Here is a 16,376-nt window from a genome sequence, read left to right as displayed (position 1 = left end):
CCCCCCCCCCCCCCCCCCCCCCCCCCCCCCCCCCCCCCCCTCCCCCCCCCCCCCCCCCCCCCCCCCCCCCCCCCCCCCCCCCCCCCCCCCCCCCCGGCCCCGGAGGACAGCACGGACGGGTCGGACGAGGCCATCGCCCGTATCTGGAAGCTCGCGATGTGGGGCAAGAAGGCCGGCTCGGGCCTGGACGACCCGTCGTTCCTGCAGCCGGACCGCCCGATGTCGGCGATCGGCGGCTAGTCAGCCGCTCTCGCGGGCCTGCCACTCGGCGAGCGGCACGACGTCCTTCAACATGCCCCGGACGCCCAGGAACTGGGCGAGGTGCTCACGGTGCTCGTCGCACGCGAGCCACGTCTTGCGCCGCTCCGGCGTATGGATCTTGGGGTTGTTCCAGGCGAGCACCCAGACCGCGGCGACGCGGCAGCCCTTGGCGGAACAGATCGGGATCTCGTCACTCACCGTCGCGTCCAACCGTTCACCACAACGCGTCCAACCGTTCACAACAAGGCGACGCCGAGCAGCCACGGGGGGAGCTGCCCGGCGTCGGTCTGTCGCTCCGACGGGGGATGCGGAGCGCGTACGAAGTATGTCATGGGGGACCCGGTGACTGGCACCGGAACTACATGATTGATCTGAGCTTTTCTTGAGCTTGGCGCATCGTCGACGGGTCAGCTCGGCTCGTGCGCGGCGCCCCGCCGCTGGTCGTGCGCGGCGCCCGCGGGATCTTCCGGGACGGATTCCGCGGCGGCGGCCGCGGCCGGCGGAGCCAGCATTGGCCGAGAAGGGGCGGGTACGAACGTCGACGGCAGCGACGGGGCGTTCTCCCGGCCGGCGTTGGCGATCACGACGGAGACGTACGGCAGGAGGATCCCGAGCACCAGAGCGACGAGAGCGACATGCCGTTCGACGTTCCACAGCACCGCCGCGGCCACGACGGAGACCGTCCTGACCGACATGGAGATCACATACCGGCGCTGCCTGCCCCGGACGTCCTCCGCGAGACCCTGCCGGGCCCCCGTGATCCGGAAGACCTGGCCGCTGCTCTGCTTCCGCATCACGTTCCACCGCCCTGTCCGCTGTGCCGGACTCTCCCTGGTACCTGCCCCGGTCCGGACAGCTCAACGTTACGCCGCGTCTGCGCCGCCCACGAGACCGGGGGCGGCCCCACCTCGGTGCCCTTCCTGGGCCGTGCCACGTATGGGGGTGCCCGACATGCGCCGTATGGCGGACCGGACGACACTGACCGTAACGCTCATGCAGAGCTACGAGGAGGCAGCTATGGGCTGGTTGTGGGCGATCATCGTGGGATTCGTGCTGGGGCTGATTGCCAAGGCGATCCTGCCCGGGAAGCAGCACAGTCCGCTCTGGCTGACCACGGTGTTCGGAATCATCGGAGCCGTCCTGGGCAACTGGCTCGCGACGCAGTTCGGCATCAACGAGACCAAGGGCATCGACTGGGGGCGCCACGCACTGCAGCTGGTCGCCGCGGTCGTGATCGTCGGCCTCGGCGACGCCGCGTACAAGATGATCCGGGGCAACAAACGACGAACGGCCTAGCCGCACCGACGCACGACGAGGGGGCCGGTCCCTGCGGACCGGCCCCCTCGCATGTGCGGGCGCGGGCGCTCAGCCCGCCGTGACCTCGACGGCGGCCAGGTTCTTCTTGCCGCGGCGCAGCACCAGCCACCGGCCGTGCAGCAGATCGGCGGCGGCCGGCACGGCGTCCTCGGCGGTGACCTTCACGTTGTTCACGTAGGCACCGCCCTCCTTGACCGTGCGCCGGGCGGCGGACTTGCTCGCCACCAGGCCGACCTCGGCGAGCAGGTCCACGACCTGGCCGAGCTCGGCGACCTCGATGTGCGGCAGCTCGGAGAGCGCCGCGGCCAGCGTCGCCTCGTCCAGCTCGGCGAGGTCGCCCTGGCCGAACAGCGCCTTGGACGCGGCGATGACCGCGGCGCACTGGTCCGCGCCGTGCACCAGCGTGGTCAGCTCCTCGGCCAGCGCGCGCTGCGCGGCGCGCGCCTGCGGCCGCTCCTCGGTCTGCTTCTCGATCTCCTCCAGCTCCTCGCGGGACTTGAAGGAGAGGATCCGCAGGTACGTGGAGACGTCCCGGTCGTCCGTGTTCAGCCAGAACTGGTAGAACGCGTACGGCGTGGTCATCGCCGGGTCGAGCCAGACGGCGCCGCCCTCGGACTTGCCGAACTTGGTGCCGTCCGACTTGAGCATCAGCGGCGTGCCGAGCGCGTGCACCGTGGCGTCCGGCTCCAGGCGGTGGATCAGGTCGATGCCCGCGGTGAGGTTGCCCCACTGGTCGCTGCCGCCGGTCTGCAGCGTGCAGCCGTACCTGCGGTAGAGCTCCAGGAAGTCCATGCCCTGCAGCAGCTGGTAGCTGAACTCCGTGTAGGAGATGCCCTCCTGGGACTCCAGGCGGCGGGCCACGGAGTCCTTGGTCAGCATCTTGTTCACCCGGAAGTGCTTGCCGATGTCGCGCAGGAACTCGATCGCGGACATCCCCGCGGTCCAGTCGAGGTTGTTCACCATCGTCGCGGCGTTCTCGCCCTCGAAGGACAGGAACGGCTCGATCTGCGAGCGCAGCCGGGCCACCCAGTTCGCGACCGTCTCCGGGTCGTTCAGGGTGCGCTCGGCGGTCGGCCGGGGGTCACCGATCTGGCCGGTGGCCCCGCCGACCAGCGCCAGCGGGCGGTGCCCCGCCTGCTGGAGCCTGCGGACGGTGAGGACCTGCACCAGATGCCCGACGTGCAGGCTCGCCGCCGTCGGGTCGAAGCCGCAATAGAACGTGACGGGACCGTCCGCGAGCGCCTTGCGCAGTGCGTCTTCATCGGTGGACAGGGAGAAAAGGCCCCGCCACTTCAGCTCGTCGACGATGTCCGTCACGGTCTCGTGTCTCCTTGGGTGTGTCTGCTCGGTGCACGAAGGTGCAAGGTCCGAGGTTATACGCCCTGGCTGACCGAACTCATGTTGAAATCGGGCACGCGCAGCGCGGGCATGGCGGCCCGGGTGAAGTAGTCGCCCCATTCGCGCGGCAGGGTCCGCTCCGTGCGGCCCGCCTCGGTGGCCCGGCCGAGCAGGTCGACCGGCGACTCGTTGAACCGGAAGTTGTTCACCTCGCCCACCACCTCGCCCTTCTCCACCAGGTACACGCCGTCCCTGGTCAGGCCGGTGAGGAGCAGCGTCGCCGGGTCGACCTCGCGGATGTACCAGAGGCAGGTCAGCAGCAGTCCGCGCTCGGTGGCCGCGACCATCTCGTCCAGGGAGCGGGTGCCGCCGCCGTCCAGGACGAGGTTGTCGACGGCCGGCGTGACCGGGAGCCCGGTCAGGGCGGCGCTGTGCCGGCTGGTGGTGAGGTGAGCGAGCTCACCGTCGCGGATCCAGTCGGTGGCGGTCAGCGGCAGGCCGTTGTCGAAAACGGAGGCGTCCCCGCTCGAGGAGTGCGCCAACACGAACGGCGCCGACTCCAGGCCCGGCTCGTTCGGATCGCTGCGCAGCGTCAGCGGCAGCGCCGCGAGCCGCTCACCGAGGCGCGTGGCGCCGCCCGGCTTGGCGAAGACGGTGCGCCCCTCGGCGGCGTCCCGGGCCGAGGCCGACCAGATCTGGTAGATCAGCAGGTCCGCGACGGCCGTCGGCGGCAGCAGCGTCTCGTACCGCCCGGCGGGCAGCTCGACGCGCCGCCGCGCCCAGTCGAGCCGCTGCGCGAGCTCGGCGTCCAGGGCCGCCGGGTCGACGTCCTTGAAGTCGCGGGTGGCCCGCCCGGCCCACGCCGACTTGGTGCGGTCCGGCGACTTGGCGTTCACCTCCAGCGTGCCGCCCGGCTGGTCGTGGCGGAGCCGGAGCCCCGTCGACGTACCGAGGTAGCTGGAGACGAACTCGTGGTTGGCGAAGCCGTACAGCTCGCGCCCGCCCGCCCGCGCGCGGGCGAAGGCCTCGCCGAGCGCCGGGGCGAACTCCGCGAAGACGTCCGAGGATGTCTCGCCGGGGGCCTCGGTGAAGTCGGCGGACGGGGCCACGCCGGTGACCAGCGGCTGCGCGTCCTCGGCGGGCTCCGCGCCGCGCGCCGCCTCCTCGGCGGCCCGCACCAGCGGCTCCAGGTCGTCCGCGGTGACCGCCGCGCGCGTGACGACGCCGGAGGCGGTGCCCTCCTTGCCGTCGACGGTCGCTATGACGGTGAGGGTGCGGCCGCGGGTGACGCCGTTGGTGGTCAGCGCGTTGCCCGCCCAGCGCAGGTTGGCGGTCGACTCCTCGTCGGCGATCACGACGCAGCCGTCGGCGGTGGACAGTTCCAGGGCGCGCTCGACGATCTCGTGCGGCTTGCTCGCGCTGCGGCTCATCGACCGGCCTCCTGCGTGGTGTTCAGAATGTTCACGCCCCGGAACAGGGCGGACGGGCAGCCGTGCGAGACCGCGGCGACCTGGCCGGGCTGGGCCTTGCCGCAGTTGAACGCGCCGCCGAGGACGTACGTCTGGGGGCCGCCGACCGCGGCCATCGGCCCCCAGAAGTCGGTGGTCGTCGCCTGGTGGGCCGGGTCAGGGGGTATCCCCTCATGGCCAGTGTTTATGCAGGTCAAGCGGTGTGTCACGGGCTACCCTCAATCCCTGTCTATACCGGTTGCAACCGGACTGTGCGGGGTCTGGTGATGACTTGGTGTCGACTTCGGCCCCGCTGGCCTTCGGCTCTCTCGCGACGATATGCCTGAGCCGGCCGAAGGGAGGGCGGGGCAGCAAGTGGGCGCATCGCAGAGTAATGGGCTCCACCTGTGTCAGGTGGAGCCCTGTCGTATGAAGTGCCACCAGGGCCGGCCAAGCGAGGCGGCGTTCTAGTCGGGTTTCGAACGTGACTGATGTGACCCGAGTCCTGCGGCACGTGGTCTGGGGACTTCTGCCTTGACGTTCCCGCCGGCGGACATGTCGTGCGCCGCTTCCTCGGTGGAGGACGGCACGCGAACGTTGGCCTGCGCAAGGCGGTGGCGGGGTACGGGCCGTCGTGGAGGCCGAGTAAGTGTGATCTGCCGGACCAGTTGTTGAAAACAGGCCAGAGAGGCAAGGCTGGGCAAGAGTGCCGCGGTGATGTCGATGACGTCCCTTGGGGCCTGCGCGACGCAGAGAAGCATGGTGATGAGAGAGAAGGTGATCACCACGCACCAGGAGTGCACCGCGCGACGCTGATGCAATGCGGCTCTCAGGACGGCAAGGGAGGCGACCAGCCAGGGGCCGAAAATGAGGACGGGCCACCAGGTGACGGGACTTTTCGTGTGGTCTTCGGCAACGAGCCGCAACGGGTCATAAGTCACCGCAGTGCTGAAGAAGCTGACGGCCGACGCCGTCAGAGCAACGAGCGCGGCAATGGCATAACTCGTGATCCGAGCGAGGTGCGGGCGGCGACGCTCGCGCACTTTGCGATGACCCTGCGGGCTCGCTCTCAGCGGCGGCAGTTCCGCTGTGATGTCTTGCAGTGCTTGAAGCGGAGAACTGACCGTAGGGTCATCGATCGACACCGCTTCGCTGACTGCAGCGTTTTGGACGGACTGATCCGCGATCGACTCTTGCAGCAGGAAAGCCAATTCCTCGGCAGGATCCCAGGCCTGACCATCCCAGGCCGGACCAGAGGGATCCGTTAGAGCTGAGTATTGACCGGCAGGATCTCCGTAAGGTCCGGCGTGCCCGTAACTTTGTTCAGGTGCCTGCTCGTCCGGAAATCCCGGGTGATAGTAGTTCTGCTCATTCCACATGATGGAATCAGGTCATTCCGGCTTGGGGGAGGTTCGCCATGAGGTCGAATCGCGCCACCGTTGAACGAATCCTGATTCAAGAGCGTTCATGCGATCCAGAAAATCCGACAGAAGGGACTCTGTCGAGATCGTGATGGACGGTTCGTTTTTGTTGACTTCGACACCCGAGACTGCCACCGCAGCTGAAGCAGGTGCCGCTTCAGCTAGGTTCACCTTGGCTTCCCTCGGTGTGTCTGGGGCAGCCTGATCGGTGTGCGGAGAGGAGATGCACCCTGGACATTCCTTAGTCATATCCGGGATAACGCGACGAAGTTGCTGCGGATGTGTGGCATACGGGTGAGGAGTGCATCCGTTCAGGAGTCCGTATACGTGCTTGTACGAAGAATGTGCGTGGTTTTCTATTTTCACAAGAAACATCAACCGTCAAGCGAGCGTGTGGCCTAAGCGTTTCGCCATCTCAACCGGTGGAAACACTGCAGTGAGCGGAGTCCTCAACCAGGGCGAGTCGAGCAGTTCCCTGCGCGCACGCTGCATGTAATTCGAGCGCCCTCAATTGCGCCCCGCTGTTCGGTGTAAAAGTCTACGCAAAAACGTTACTCCGTTCATTGGGTAGAGTCTCATGCGTGCCGGCGTCGTTCCCTCAATGTCCAATACGCGCAGGCTTCACCCATGGATAGGAATCGCTATGGCCGTAAGCTGGGCGAGACGTATCGCCGTCATCGAACCCGCCCCCAGAACTGTGCGGTACGCCAGGTACCTCGCTCCGCACTGGAAAGGACTGACCCGCCTGGAAAGCGATAATTGCATTGGCCTCTTTCCGGCGGTGCTTCTCTTCGTCCTGGCCGCTCTGACTCTCTTCGGCGCGGGCGGAGCCAGCCTCGCATGGCTGACCGACGAATTGACCGGACATCGCCGACTTCCGTACCTCTGGCTGGCGTTCGACGCCGTCGCAGGCGCCTCACTGGCGCTGTCGTACTGGCTGGTCAGTCGTTATGCCCTGCGCTTCTACGAAGCGGAACCCTCATCGTCGCCCACCTGGCGGCTCGTCACGATCGCCAACACGGCCTGGCGTTGCCTCCCCGCTCATTACCGGGACACCCAAAAACCGCGATTGCGAGCCGTCAACACCGCGGCACGTCTGCTGCTCACTGATCCCGATGACTCCCACACTCACAGCATCCTGACGGAACACGCGGACGCCCTCCGCCACCTCGCCACCACTGTGCTTCACGAGGCGCAGCACGAGCAGTCGGAGGACAGCACTCGTCTCCTGCCCTTCGCACGGTCAGGACGGTCGAAGGTGGGCCAGACCGCAGCAGTCCGTGGCTAGGACGGGCCTGGCCTTGACAGCTGAAGCAGGTATGCAAAGGGCAGCACGGGTCCGCGGGCGGGAGGCCTAGGCCGACGCTTTGGTCCGCGGCACACGCGGGGGTAAGCCAGCCGTGCACAGACAGGTTCCGTGCACGGCCGGCTGCCACCCTCCGTAGCCGCTTGCGGTTGCGGAATGAAGCCACTTTGTTCAGGAGCGGCCCCCATCGCATGAGCGGCTCTTCGGCCTCCTGCCACGCTCCGACCCGGACCGGGCGTCAAGCTGGGTAACGGAGTAGTACAACGCCCCTCGGCCGGTGGGATTGACGGCTTCGACGAGTTCGTGAGTCCAATCGACGGCGTCGCGTAGGGGCTCACTGTGATGAGGTGCAGACCCGGTGCAGACTTCGGCGCCGCTGCCGGCGCTCGATCATGAGCGGCCGGACTCCTCCGAGGTGTTCAGGATGTTCACACCCCGAAACAGTGCGGACGGGCAGCCGTGGGACACGGAGGCGACCTGACCTGGTTGAGCCTTTCCGCAGTTGAAGGCCCCTCCGAGGACGTACGTCCGGGGCCCTCCGACAGCTTGCATCGAGTCCCAGAACTCAGGGGTGATTCCCTGATAGGCAAAGTCCCGAACCTGTCCGCAAAGGCGGCCGTTTCGGATGGCGTATGCCCTCTGACCCGTAAACTGGAAGTTGTACCGCTGCATGTCGATGGACCACGAGCGGTCCCCGACCACGTAGATCCCGCGGTCCACGCCCGCGATCAGGTCCTCGGTGCCGAGGCCGCCGGGATCCGGCTGCAGCGACACGTTCGCCATCCGCTGCACCGGCACATGGCCGGGGGAGTCCGCGTACGCGCAGCCGTTGGACCGCTCGAAGCCGGTGAGCCTCGCGATGCGCCGGTCCAGCTGGTAGCCGGTCAGTGTGCCGTCCTTGACCAGGTCCCAGGACTGGGCGGCGACGCCCTCGTCGTCGTACCCGATGGTCGCCAGGCCGTGCTCGGCGGTCCGGTCGCCCGTCACGTTCATCAGCGAGGAGCCGTAGCGGAGTTTGCCGAGCTGGTCGAAGGTGGCGAACGAGGTGCCCGCGTACGCCGCCTCGTAGCCGAGCGCGCGGTCCAGCTCGGTGGCGTGGCCGATCGACTCGTGGATGGTCAGCCAGAGGTTGGACGGGTCGAGGACCAGGTCGTACGAGCCCGCGGTGACGCTCGGCGCCCGCATCTTCTCGGCCAACTGCTCGGGGATCATGGCGAGTTCGCCCTCCCAGTCCCAGCCGGTCCCCGTCAGGTACTCCCAGCCGCGGCCGACCGGCGGCGCGATCGTGCGCATCGAGTCGAACTCGCCGCTCGACCCGTCGACGGCCACCGCCGTCAGCTGCGGGTGCAGCCGCACGCGCTGCTGGGTGGTCACCGTCCCCGCCGTGTCCGCGTAGAACTTGTTCTCGTGCACGGTGAGCAGCGAGGCGTCGACGTGCGCGACGCCGTCCGCGGCCAGCAGCCGCGCGCTCCAGTCGGCGAGCAGCCCCGCCTTCTCCTCGTCCGGCACCGAGAACGGATCGATCTCGTACGAGGAGACCCACGTCTTCTCCGCGTGCACCGGCTCGTCCGCGAGCTCGACCCGCTCGTCCGACCCCGCCGCCTTGATGACCTGCGCGGACAGCTTCGCCATCGCCACGGCCCGGGAGGCTGTGCGCGCCGCCGCGTCCATCGTCATGTCGACCCCGGAGGCGAAGCCCCAGGTGCCGCCGTGCACCACGCGCACCGCGTACCCGAGGTCCGTGGTGTCGGAGGTGCCGGCCGGCCGCGCGTCGCGCAGCTGCCAGGACGCGCTGCGCACCCGCTCCAGGCGGAAGTCCGCGTGCTCGGCGCCGAGCGCCCGCGCGCGGGCCAGCGCGGCGTCGGCGAGAGCCCGCAAGGGCAACGCCGTGAAGGCTTCGTCGATGGAATGGGGCACGGATGTCTCCCTGCTGTCGGCACCGGTCCGGTCCGATCATGTCGCGCCGGACGGGTCGGGGGCCAGAGGCTTTCTGTAGGGATCCGACAGCGCGCACTCCGCGCCACTGTCGGGCACCGATTCTCCGGATCGTCGACGGTACCGATAGGTTTTCGAGGTACCAGCCAGCTATCGAAAGGGTGATCCGTTGAGCCGCTCGGTTCTCGTCACCGGAGGAAACCGGGGCATCGGCCTCGCCATCGCCCGCACCTTTGCCGACGCCGGCGACAAGGTCGCGATCACCTACCGCTCGGGCGAACCGCCGGAGGTCCTCACCGACGCCGGTGTCCTCGCCGTCAAGTGCGACATCACCGACGCCGAGCAGGTGGAGCAGGCCTACAAGGAGATCGAGGAGAAGCACGGGAACGTCGAGGTCCTGGTCGCCAACGCGGGCATCACCAAGGACCAGCTCCTGATGCGCATGAGCGAGGAGGACTTCACGTCCGTCCTCGACACCAACCTCACCGGCACCTTCCGGGTCGTCAAGCGCGCCAACCGCGGCATGCTGCGCGCCAGGAAGGGCCGCGTCGTCCTGATCTCCTCGGTCGTGGGCCTGATGGGCGGTCCCGGGCAGGCGAACTACGCCGCCTCGAAGGCGGGCCTGGTCGGCTTCGCGCGTTCGCTCGCCCGTGAACTCGGGTCGCGCAACCTCACCTTCAACGTCGTCGCCCCCGGTTTTGTCGACACCGACATGACCAAGGTGCTCACGGACGAGCAGCGCGCGGGCATCGTCGCCCAGGTGCCGCTCGGCCGGTACGCGCAGCCCGAGGAGATCGCCGCCGCGGTGCGCTTCCTCGCGTCCGACGACGCCTCGTACATCACTGGAGCCGTCATCCCCGTTGACGGCGGATTGGGCATGGGTCACTGATCACCATGAGCGGAATTCTCGAAGGCAAGAAGATCCTGATCACGGGCGTTCTGATGGAGTCCTCCATCGCGTTCCACGCGGCCAAGGTCGCGCAGGAGCAGGGCGCCGAGGTCATCCTCACCGCCTTCCCGCGGCCCACGCTCACCGAGCGCATCGCCAAGAAGCTGCCCAAGCCCGCCAAGGTCATCGAGCTCGACGTGACCAACCAGGAGCACCTGGACCGGCTCGCGGGCCTGGTCAAGGACGAGCTCGGCGGCCTCGACGGCGTCGTGCACTCCATCGGCTTCGCGCCGCAGGGCGCCTTCAACTTCCTCGAGGCCACCTTCGAGGACGTCTCGACGGCGATGCACGTCTCGGCGTACTCCCTGAAGTCGCTCACCATGGCCTGCCGCCCGCTGTTCGAGGACGGCGCCTCGGTCGTCGGCCTCACCTTCGACGCGCAGTACGCCTGGCCGAAGTACGACTGGATGGGCCCGGCCAAGGCCGCCCTGGAGGCCACCAGCCGCTACCTCGCCCGTGACCTGGGCAAGGAGAACATCCGCTGCAACCTGATCTCCGCGGGCCCGATCGGCTCCATGGCGGCCAAGTCGATCCCCGGCTTCGCCGACCTCGCGGACGTCTGGAACACCCGCTCCCCGCTGGACTGGGACATGGCCGACCCGGAGCCCGCGGGCCGCGGCATCGTCGCGCTGCTCTCGGACTTCTTCCCGAAGACCACCGGCGAGATCGTCCACGTCGACGGCGGCGTCCACATGATGGGTGCCTGATCCAGCAGGCCCCGGTACGTTTCCGAGGCCCCGTCCCCGCCGCGCGCGGGAGGCGGGGCCTCACCCGTTCGGCCCCCCGGCCGGGCGGTGGCGGGGGAGTGCCGGGCACCCTGGAGTGTGCGTCCTACCGGTGCGGTGCTCGTGGCTCTCGCTCTTGTGGTCGCCGCGCCGAGCGGCGTCCCGCAGGACACCTCCCCCGCGCGCGGGGCGACGGCGAAGAAGCCCGCGCCGCGGCCCTTCGGCGCGGAGTGCCGCACCGCAGTCGCGGGGCCCGACGTCGTCGCGTACTGCCACAACCCCTACCCGGAGACCGACCACGTCCGCCTGCACGTGGAGTGCGCACGCTGGTGGGACATCGACAGCGACTCACGGCCCGTCGACGCGGAGCCCGCGATGACGGTGCGCCTGACCGGGCGGTGCTGGAAAGAGGTCCGCGCGGTCTGGGTCAGCCACCAGAGGTGAACCGCTCCGGGCGGCACATGAAGGGGTAGCCCGCGGCCTCCGCGGCGGCGGCCTCCGCGTCCCCCGCGCGGATCGCGTCGACGAGACGGGCGTGGTCCATGTGCGACTCGGGGGTCAGCTCCTCGCCGATGTCCTCGCGCAGCCAGTCCCGCAGGACCTCGCCGAGGTCCGCGTAGAGCGCCGTCATCACGTCGTTGTGCGAGGCGGCGACGACCGCCATGTGGAACGTCGCGTCGGCCGTCACGAACGCCTCCGCGTCCCCGGTCGCCCAGACCTCCTCCCGGCGCACGAGCAGCGCGTCGAGCTGCTTGATGTCGCGCTCGGTACGGCGCTCCGCGGCGAGCTTGGCCGCGCTCGACTCCAGCGTGCTGCGCAGCTCGGCGATGTGGCGCGGGTCCGCGTCGGCGAACCTGCGCTGCATCACGCCCGCCAGCTCGCTCGTCGCGACCACATAGGTGCCCGAGCCCTGCCGGATGTCCAGCAGGCCGTTGTGCGCGAGGGCGCGCACGGCCTCCCTGACGGTGTTCCTGGCCACGCCCAGCTGCTCCACCAGCTCGGGCTCGGTGGGGATGCGCGAGCCGACCGGCCACTCGCCCGAGGAGATCTGGGTGCGCAGCTCGGAGATGACCTGTTCGGAGAGTGCCGAACGGCGAGGAGTGGTCAGCGGCATGACGTTCCTTCGTGCGGGGCCGGGGCGGGCGGGGCCGGGGGCCGGGAGGGCCGGGTGTGACGCATTCGGATTGGACAGCCAATCATCCCATGATTCTATGATGGCCTCATGGCTAGTGAGGAAACCGGCACGATGACCCCGACGGCGACACCCCCCGCATCCACCGCGACCGGGGTGAAACAGCCCCCCACGCGCGCGTGGGCGACGCGGCTCGTCATCGTCGGCATCGTCCTCGCCGCCATGAACCTGCGCCCGGCCATCACCAGCCTGGGCTCCCTCCTCGAAGAGGTGCGCGACGGCCTCGGTATGAGCGGCACCCTCGCCGGCCTCCTCACCTCCGTGCCGCCGCTCTGCTTCGCCGTCTTCGGCGTCATGGCGCCCCGCTTCGCCCGGCGCTTCGGCCCGAGCGCCGTGGTCTGCTTCGGCATGGCCGCGATCGCCGCGGGACTGGTCATCCGCCCCTTCGTCGGCGGCACCGCGGGCTTCCTCGCCGCCACCGCGCTCGCCCTCATGGGCATCGCGGTCAGCAACGTCCTGATGCCGGTCATCGTCAAGCGCTGGTTCCCCGACCGGGTCGGCTCGATGACCGGCCTGTACTCGATGGCGCTGGCCCTCGGCACCTCGCTCGCCGCGGCCCTCACGGTCCCGATGACCGACGCGCTGGGCGGCCGCTGGCAGACCGGACTCGCCGTCTGGGCGGGCCTCGCCGTCGTCGCGGTCCTGCCGTGGATCCCGCTCGTACGGGACCGGGGCCCGGTCGCCGCGGCGGCCCCCGAGCACATCAGCGCGACCGTACGCCAGGAGGACGCCGCGCTGCGCATCACGCACAGCCGCACCGCCTGGGCGCTCGCCGTCTTCTTCGGCCTCCAGGCCACCGCCGCGTACATCACGATGGGCTGGATGCCGCAGATCTTCCGCGACGCGGGCGTCCCCGCCGGCGAGGCGGGCGTGCTGCTCGCCGTCACCATGGCCATGGGTGTGCCGCTGGCGTTCGTCATCCCCCGGGTCGCCACCCGGCTCACCAACCAGGGCCCCGTCGTGATGGTCCTCGGCACCTGCGGCCTCGCCGGGTACGCGGGCCTCTACCTCGCCCCCGCGGGCGGCGCCTGGGCCTGGGCCCTGCTGCTCGGCATCTCCAACTGCGCCTTCCCGCTCGCCCTCACCATGGTCGGGATGCGGGCCAAGAGCAGCGCGGGCGTGGCCAAGCTGTCCGCCTTCGCGCAGAGCACGGGCTACCTGATCTCGATTCCGGGTCCGCTCCTGGTGGGCGTGCTCTACCAGCACAGCGGCGGCTGGGGTCTGCCGATCGCCCTGATGGCGGGCCTGATGGTGCCGCAGATCGTCGTCGGCACGCTGGCGGGCCGCAACCGCACGGTCGAGGACGAGGTGGCGGCCAAGGTCACGGTGGCCTGACCCCGGCGGCGGTGGGGCGGGCAAAGGGTGCGAGACTGGCCGTATGCCCGTCCTCGACCCGAACCCCCAGAACGGCCAGAAGAAGCTGCTCATCGTGCTCGGCGCGATGCTGGCCATCACCGTGATCATCGGCATCATCGCCTCCATCGCCTCGCCGTGAGCGGGTGCCCGCGCCGGACCCTGCGGACGCCCGTGCCGGATGCCCGCGCAGAACGGTTGCGACGGTCCGAACGGGCCCCGGCGGGGCGGATGGTGGGGCTAGCACCCCCATCCCCTAGGGGGTCAGTGTCAGGGTCAAGTGGGTGGGTCTCCGGATGGGACCGAGGGGTGCCGGTCGCCTAGATTCGAGGAGTGCCGCGAGGACGCGGCGCGGACCACTCGAAGACCACGGAGGCGGCATGTCGGCCCGATCGCAGACCCGGCGCGACCCGGCCCAGTCGGGCGGCGTCGAGATCCAGCTCCCCTGGTGGGCCATCGCCCTGCCCGCCGTCGCCTTCGCGGCCCTGCTCCTGCTGGTCCTCAACCCCGTGGACGCGCACGCCGCGGCGGGCGATCCGGTCCTCACCGACCTCCTGGAGCGCATACAGGCGATGATCCTGCGCACCGCCCCGTGAGCCCCCTCGGGACGCGGCCGTCACTCCTGTCGGCGGACCGCACCAACTCCCTGCGCCCCATGGCGCGTTTCATGCGAAGCTGGGAAGCATGAGCGTCGCAGAACCCCGCAGGATTGTCCTCTTCCGGCATGCGAAGGCCGACTGGCCGGACGTCTCCGACCACGAGAGGCCGCTCGCCGATCGAGGCCGCCGGGACGCCCCCGTCGCCGGACGCAAGCTGGCCGACGGCGGCATCCCCTTCGACCTGGCCCTCTGCTCGACGGCGGCCCGGACCCGCGAGACCTGGAAGCTCGCCGTCCAGGAGCTGCCGCAGCGCCCGAAGACCGTGTACGAGGATCGGTTGTACGAGGCGTCTCCCGGTGAGCTGATCGCCGTGCTCAACGAAACCCCGGACGACGTGCGGAACCTCGTCCTGATCGGCCACAACCCGGGTGTGCAGGGGCTGACCGACGTCCTGGCCGGGGACACCGAGGGCGACGCCATGACGCGGCTGAACCGCCGGGGCTTCCCGACCGCCTCCTTCGCCGTCCTGACGTACTCCGGTTCCTGGAAGGCGCTGGAGCCCGGCGTGGCCACCCTCGTCGACTACTGGGCACCGTCCGAGTAATCCGGGTAACCCGGCCCTCCGCTCCCGCCCATCGTGAAGGGGCCCGGCACCGTGCGGTGCCGGGCCCTCGGACGTACGGGGAGGGGTGTCGTGCCCTCGGGCGCTCAGTCCAGGTGCATGTCCGCCGCCTCGACCTCTTCGCGGGTGATGCCGAGGAGATAGAGGACGGTGTCGAGGAAGGGAACGTTCACCGCGGTGTGCGCGGCCTCGCGGACCACGGGCTTGGCGTTGAAGGCGACGCCGAGGCCCGCCGCGTTCAGCATGTCGAGGTCGTTCGCGCCGTCGCCGATCGCGACGGTCTGCTCCAGCGGAACGCCGGCCTCCGTGGCGAAACGGCGGAGCAGCCGCGCCTTGCCCGCGCGGTCGACGATCTCGCCCGTCACCTTGCCGGTGAGCTTCCCGTCGACGATCTCCAGGGTGTTGGCCTGGGCGAAGTCGAGACCGAGACGTTCCTTGAGATCATCGGTGACCTGGGTGAACCCGCCCGAGACGACGCCCACTTGGTAGCCGAGGCGCTTGAGCGTACGGATGAGGGTACGGGCGCCCGGGGTGAGCCGGACCTCGGAGCGGACCTTGTCGACGACGGACGCGTCGAGCCCCGCGAGGAGCGCCACGCGGGCGTGCAGCGACTGCTCGAAGTCGAGCTCGCCGCGCATCGCGGCCGCGGTCACCCCGGCGACCTCGTCCTCGCAGCCGGCGTGCGCGGCGAAGAGCTCGATGACCTCGTCCTGGATGAGCGTCGAGTCGACGTCCATCACGACCAGACGCTGCGCCCGGCGGTGCAGGCCCGCCGCGACGACCGCGACGTCCACGCCGAGCTTCGCGGCCTCCACGGCCAGGGCGGTGCGCAGGGTCTCGGTCTCGGTGCCGGACACCGCGAACTCCACGGCGGTGACCGGGTACTTGGCGAGCCGGAAGATACGGTCGATGTTGCCGCCGGTGTCCGTTATCCGGGCGGCGATGGCGGCGGTGGACTCCGAGGTGAGGGGGTGGCCGAGGACGGTCACCAGCGACCGCCCGAGACCGCGCGGCCGGTTGTCGCCGATGCCGGAGATGATCTCGGCCTGCATCTTCATGGACTCCGCCCAACTGTGGACGGTGGCACGGAGGTCGCCCTCCAGACCGGCGGGCGGCTCGGTCACGAGCGCGCACAGCACGATCCGGCCACGGGTGACGACCTGCTCGATGTCGACGACGTCGACGGAGTAGGCGGCGAGGGTGTCGAAGAGACCGGCGGTGATACCGGGGCGGTCCTTGCCGAAGATCTTGACGAGAAGCGTCGGGACGTCGGCGGGCTGAGGGGGCTGCGAAGCACTCATGGTGATCCCTACGGTATCCGCCCCCATGACGGGGGCGCCCTGCTGGTCCGCGTGGCGGACAGGGGGACGGGGTCGGGGCGTTTTCGGCTGAGGGGGGTGTTGCCCCGCCCGGGCGAGGACGCGATGTCCAGTCGAGGAGGCCACGGTGCGGTGCCTGCGGCGGGGGTGGGGCCCGCCCCTCCCCGGCCCTCTGGCCCGCGCCCGGCCCGGCCCTCTGGCCCGCCCCCCGCCCCGGCCCTCTGGCCCGCTCCCCGGCCCCCCGGTCCGGCCCCCCCCGGTCCGGCCCCCCGGGTCCCTCCCCGGCCCGTGTCCCTGGCCCGTGCTCCTGGTCCGCCGGTCTGGCTCGCCCCCGGGTCCGCGTTCCGGCCCGTGTCCCTGGTTCGCCTGCCCGGCTCGCCCCTGGTCCGGGTGCCTGGCCTGTGCCCCTGGTCCGCGTCCCGGCCCTCCCTGGCCCGTGCCCTGGTCCGCCCGCCCGGCTTACCCCCGGCCTGCTCCCTCCCGGCTCGCCCTCGGGTCCGCGTCCCGGCCCTCCCTGGCCCGTGCCCTGGTCCGCCCGCCCGGCTTACCCCCGGCCTGCTCCCTCCCGGCTCGCCCTCGGGTCCGCGTCCC

17 protein-coding genes and 2 pseudogenes are annotated in these 16,376 nt (G+C 70.1%); 10 read left to right on the top strand and 9 right to left on the bottom strand.

Features of this window, described 5'->3' with window-relative positions:
- Nucleotides 1-123: 123 nt before the first annotated feature.
- Nucleotides 124-240, top strand: a pseudogene (locus tag ACZ6CV_RS36900) (GTP 3',8-cyclase MoaA); the annotation flags it as partial.
- Here the strand turns inward: ACZ6CV_RS36900 and ACZ6CV_RS36895 are convergent.
- A complete protein-coding gene (locus ACZ6CV_RS36895; RefSeq protein WP_355818769.1) occupies nucleotides 241-459 on the bottom strand; it encodes a hypothetical protein in 219 nt (72 codons plus the stop codon).
- Nucleotides 460-668: 209 nt separating this feature from the next.
- On the bottom strand, nucleotides 669-1,055 hold the full coding sequence (locus tag ACZ6CV_RS36890; protein ID WP_362376723.1) for a DUF3099 domain-containing protein: 387 nt from the start codon (nucleotides 1,053-1,055) through the stop codon (nucleotides 669-671).
- A gap of 223 nt (nucleotides 1,056-1,278) precedes the next feature.
- Here ACZ6CV_RS36890 and ACZ6CV_RS36885 point away from each other — a divergent pair, with 223 nt between their 5' ends.
- Nucleotides 1,279-1,557, top strand: a complete 279-nt coding sequence (locus tag ACZ6CV_RS36885; RefSeq protein WP_355818868.1) for a GlsB/YeaQ/YmgE family stress response membrane protein — start codon at nucleotides 1,279-1,281, stop codon at nucleotides 1,555-1,557.
- A gap of 69 nt (nucleotides 1,558-1,626) precedes the next feature.
- Here ACZ6CV_RS36885 and tyrS read toward each other — a convergent pair whose 3' ends face one another.
- From tyrS to ACZ6CV_RS36865, 4 genes and pseudogenes are all read right to left on the bottom strand, one after another.
- A complete protein-coding gene (gene tyrS / locus ACZ6CV_RS36880; protein WP_362376721.1) occupies nucleotides 1,627-2,895 on the bottom strand; it encodes a tyrosine--tRNA ligase in 1,269 nt (422 codons plus the stop codon).
- Nucleotides 2,896-2,951: 56 nt separating this feature from the next.
- Nucleotides 2,952-4,346 (bottom strand): metallopeptidase TldD-related protein, encoded by a 1,395-nt coding sequence (locus ACZ6CV_RS36875; protein WP_469256232.1) that lies wholly within the window; start codon nucleotides 4,344-4,346, stop codon nucleotides 2,952-2,954.
- A pseudogene (locus tag ACZ6CV_RS36870) lies at nucleotides 4,343-4,543 on the bottom strand (TldD/PmbA family protein); the annotation flags it as partial. The pseudogene ACZ6CV_RS36870 and the gene ACZ6CV_RS36875, both read right to left, overlap by 4 nt.
- A gap of 288 nt (nucleotides 4,544-4,831) precedes the next feature.
- Nucleotides 4,832-5,743 carry a DUF2637 domain-containing protein gene (locus ACZ6CV_RS36865; protein WP_469256230.1) on the bottom strand — a complete coding sequence of 304 codons (912 nt, stop codon included), beginning with the start codon at nucleotides 5,741-5,743 and terminating at the stop codon, nucleotides 4,832-4,834.
- Nucleotides 5,744-6,428: 685 nt separating this feature from the next.
- Between ACZ6CV_RS36865 and ACZ6CV_RS36860 the strand changes: the two genes are divergently transcribed.
- On the top strand, nucleotides 6,429-7,073 hold the full coding sequence (locus tag ACZ6CV_RS36860) for a hypothetical protein (RefSeq protein WP_469256229.1): 645 nt from the start codon (nucleotides 6,429-6,431) through the stop codon (nucleotides 7,071-7,073).
- A 408-nt stretch (nucleotides 7,074-7,481) separates the two neighbouring features.
- On the opposite strand, the gene ACZ6CV_RS36855 is transcribed toward ACZ6CV_RS36860, so the two are convergent.
- Nucleotides 7,482-9,008, bottom strand: coding sequence for a TldD/PmbA family protein (locus ACZ6CV_RS36855; RefSeq protein WP_469256227.1), 1,527 nt, complete (start codon nucleotides 9,006-9,008; stop codon nucleotides 7,482-7,484).
- Nucleotides 9,009-9,195: 187 nt separating this feature from the next.
- On the opposite strand from ACZ6CV_RS36855, the gene fabG reads away from it, so the two are divergent.
- The 3 genes from fabG (at nucleotide 9,196) to ACZ6CV_RS36840 (ending at nucleotide 11,144) form a co-directional block, all read left to right on the top strand.
- Nucleotides 9,196-9,915, top strand: coding sequence for a 3-oxoacyl-[acyl-carrier-protein] reductase (fabG, locus tag ACZ6CV_RS36850; protein ID WP_358712784.1), 720 nt, complete (start codon nucleotides 9,196-9,198; stop codon nucleotides 9,913-9,915).
- A 5-nt stretch (nucleotides 9,916-9,920) separates the two neighbouring features.
- Nucleotides 9,921-10,682, top strand: a complete 762-nt coding sequence (gene fabI, locus ACZ6CV_RS36845) for an enoyl-ACP reductase FabI (protein WP_355818789.1) — start codon at nucleotides 9,921-9,923, stop codon at nucleotides 10,680-10,682.
- 135 nt (nucleotides 10,683-10,817) lie between these two features.
- Entirely contained in the window at nucleotides 10,818-11,144 is a 327-nt protein-coding gene (locus ACZ6CV_RS36840) for a hypothetical protein (RefSeq protein ID WP_469256236.1), read from the top strand.
- Here the strand turns inward: ACZ6CV_RS36840 and ACZ6CV_RS36835 are convergent.
- Nucleotides 11,128-11,814: a FadR/GntR family transcriptional regulator gene (locus tag ACZ6CV_RS36835; protein ID WP_469256225.1), complete on the bottom strand. Its 687-nt coding sequence runs from the start codon at nucleotides 11,812-11,814 to the stop codon at nucleotides 11,128-11,130. The genes ACZ6CV_RS36840 and ACZ6CV_RS36835 overlap by 17 nt on opposite strands.
- Nucleotides 11,815-11,946: 132 nt before the next feature.
- On the opposite strand from ACZ6CV_RS36835, the gene ACZ6CV_RS36830 reads away from it, so the two are divergent.
- From ACZ6CV_RS36830 to ACZ6CV_RS36815, 4 genes are all read left to right on the top strand, one after another.
- The gene (locus tag ACZ6CV_RS36830; protein WP_469256234.1) at nucleotides 11,947-13,227 is read left to right on the top strand and encodes a CynX/NimT family MFS transporter; all 1,281 of its coding nucleotides are present in this window, start codon (nucleotides 11,947-11,949) and stop codon (nucleotides 13,225-13,227) included.
- A gap of 43 nt (nucleotides 13,228-13,270) precedes the next feature.
- Nucleotides 13,271-13,387, top strand: a complete 117-nt coding sequence (locus ACZ6CV_RS36825) for an SGM_5486 family transporter-associated protein (RefSeq protein ID WP_107059069.1) — start codon at nucleotides 13,271-13,273, stop codon at nucleotides 13,385-13,387.
- Between the two features lie 238 nt (nucleotides 13,388-13,625).
- A complete protein-coding gene (locus ACZ6CV_RS36820) occupies nucleotides 13,626-13,841 on the top strand; it encodes a hypothetical protein (protein WP_469256223.1) in 216 nt (71 codons plus the stop codon).
- 88 nt (nucleotides 13,842-13,929) lie between these two features.
- The gene (locus ACZ6CV_RS36815; RefSeq protein WP_469256221.1) at nucleotides 13,930-14,448 is read left to right on the top strand and encodes a SixA phosphatase family protein; all 519 of its coding nucleotides are present in this window, start codon (nucleotides 13,930-13,932) and stop codon (nucleotides 14,446-14,448) included.
- A gap of 104 nt (nucleotides 14,449-14,552) precedes the next feature.
- On the opposite strand, the gene serB is transcribed toward ACZ6CV_RS36815, so the two are convergent.
- Complete coding sequence (gene serB, locus ACZ6CV_RS36810) at nucleotides 14,553-15,767, bottom strand: phosphoserine phosphatase SerB (protein ID WP_469256220.1); 1,215 nt, start codon at nucleotides 15,765-15,767, stop codon at nucleotides 14,553-14,555.
- Between the last annotated feature and the right edge of the window lie 609 nt (nucleotides 15,768-16,376).

The organism is Streptomyces sp. NPDC041713, assembly GCF_055591085.1.
Note: the sequence above shows the minus strand (reverse complement) of the source record. Positions and strands in the feature narration are given on the sequence as shown.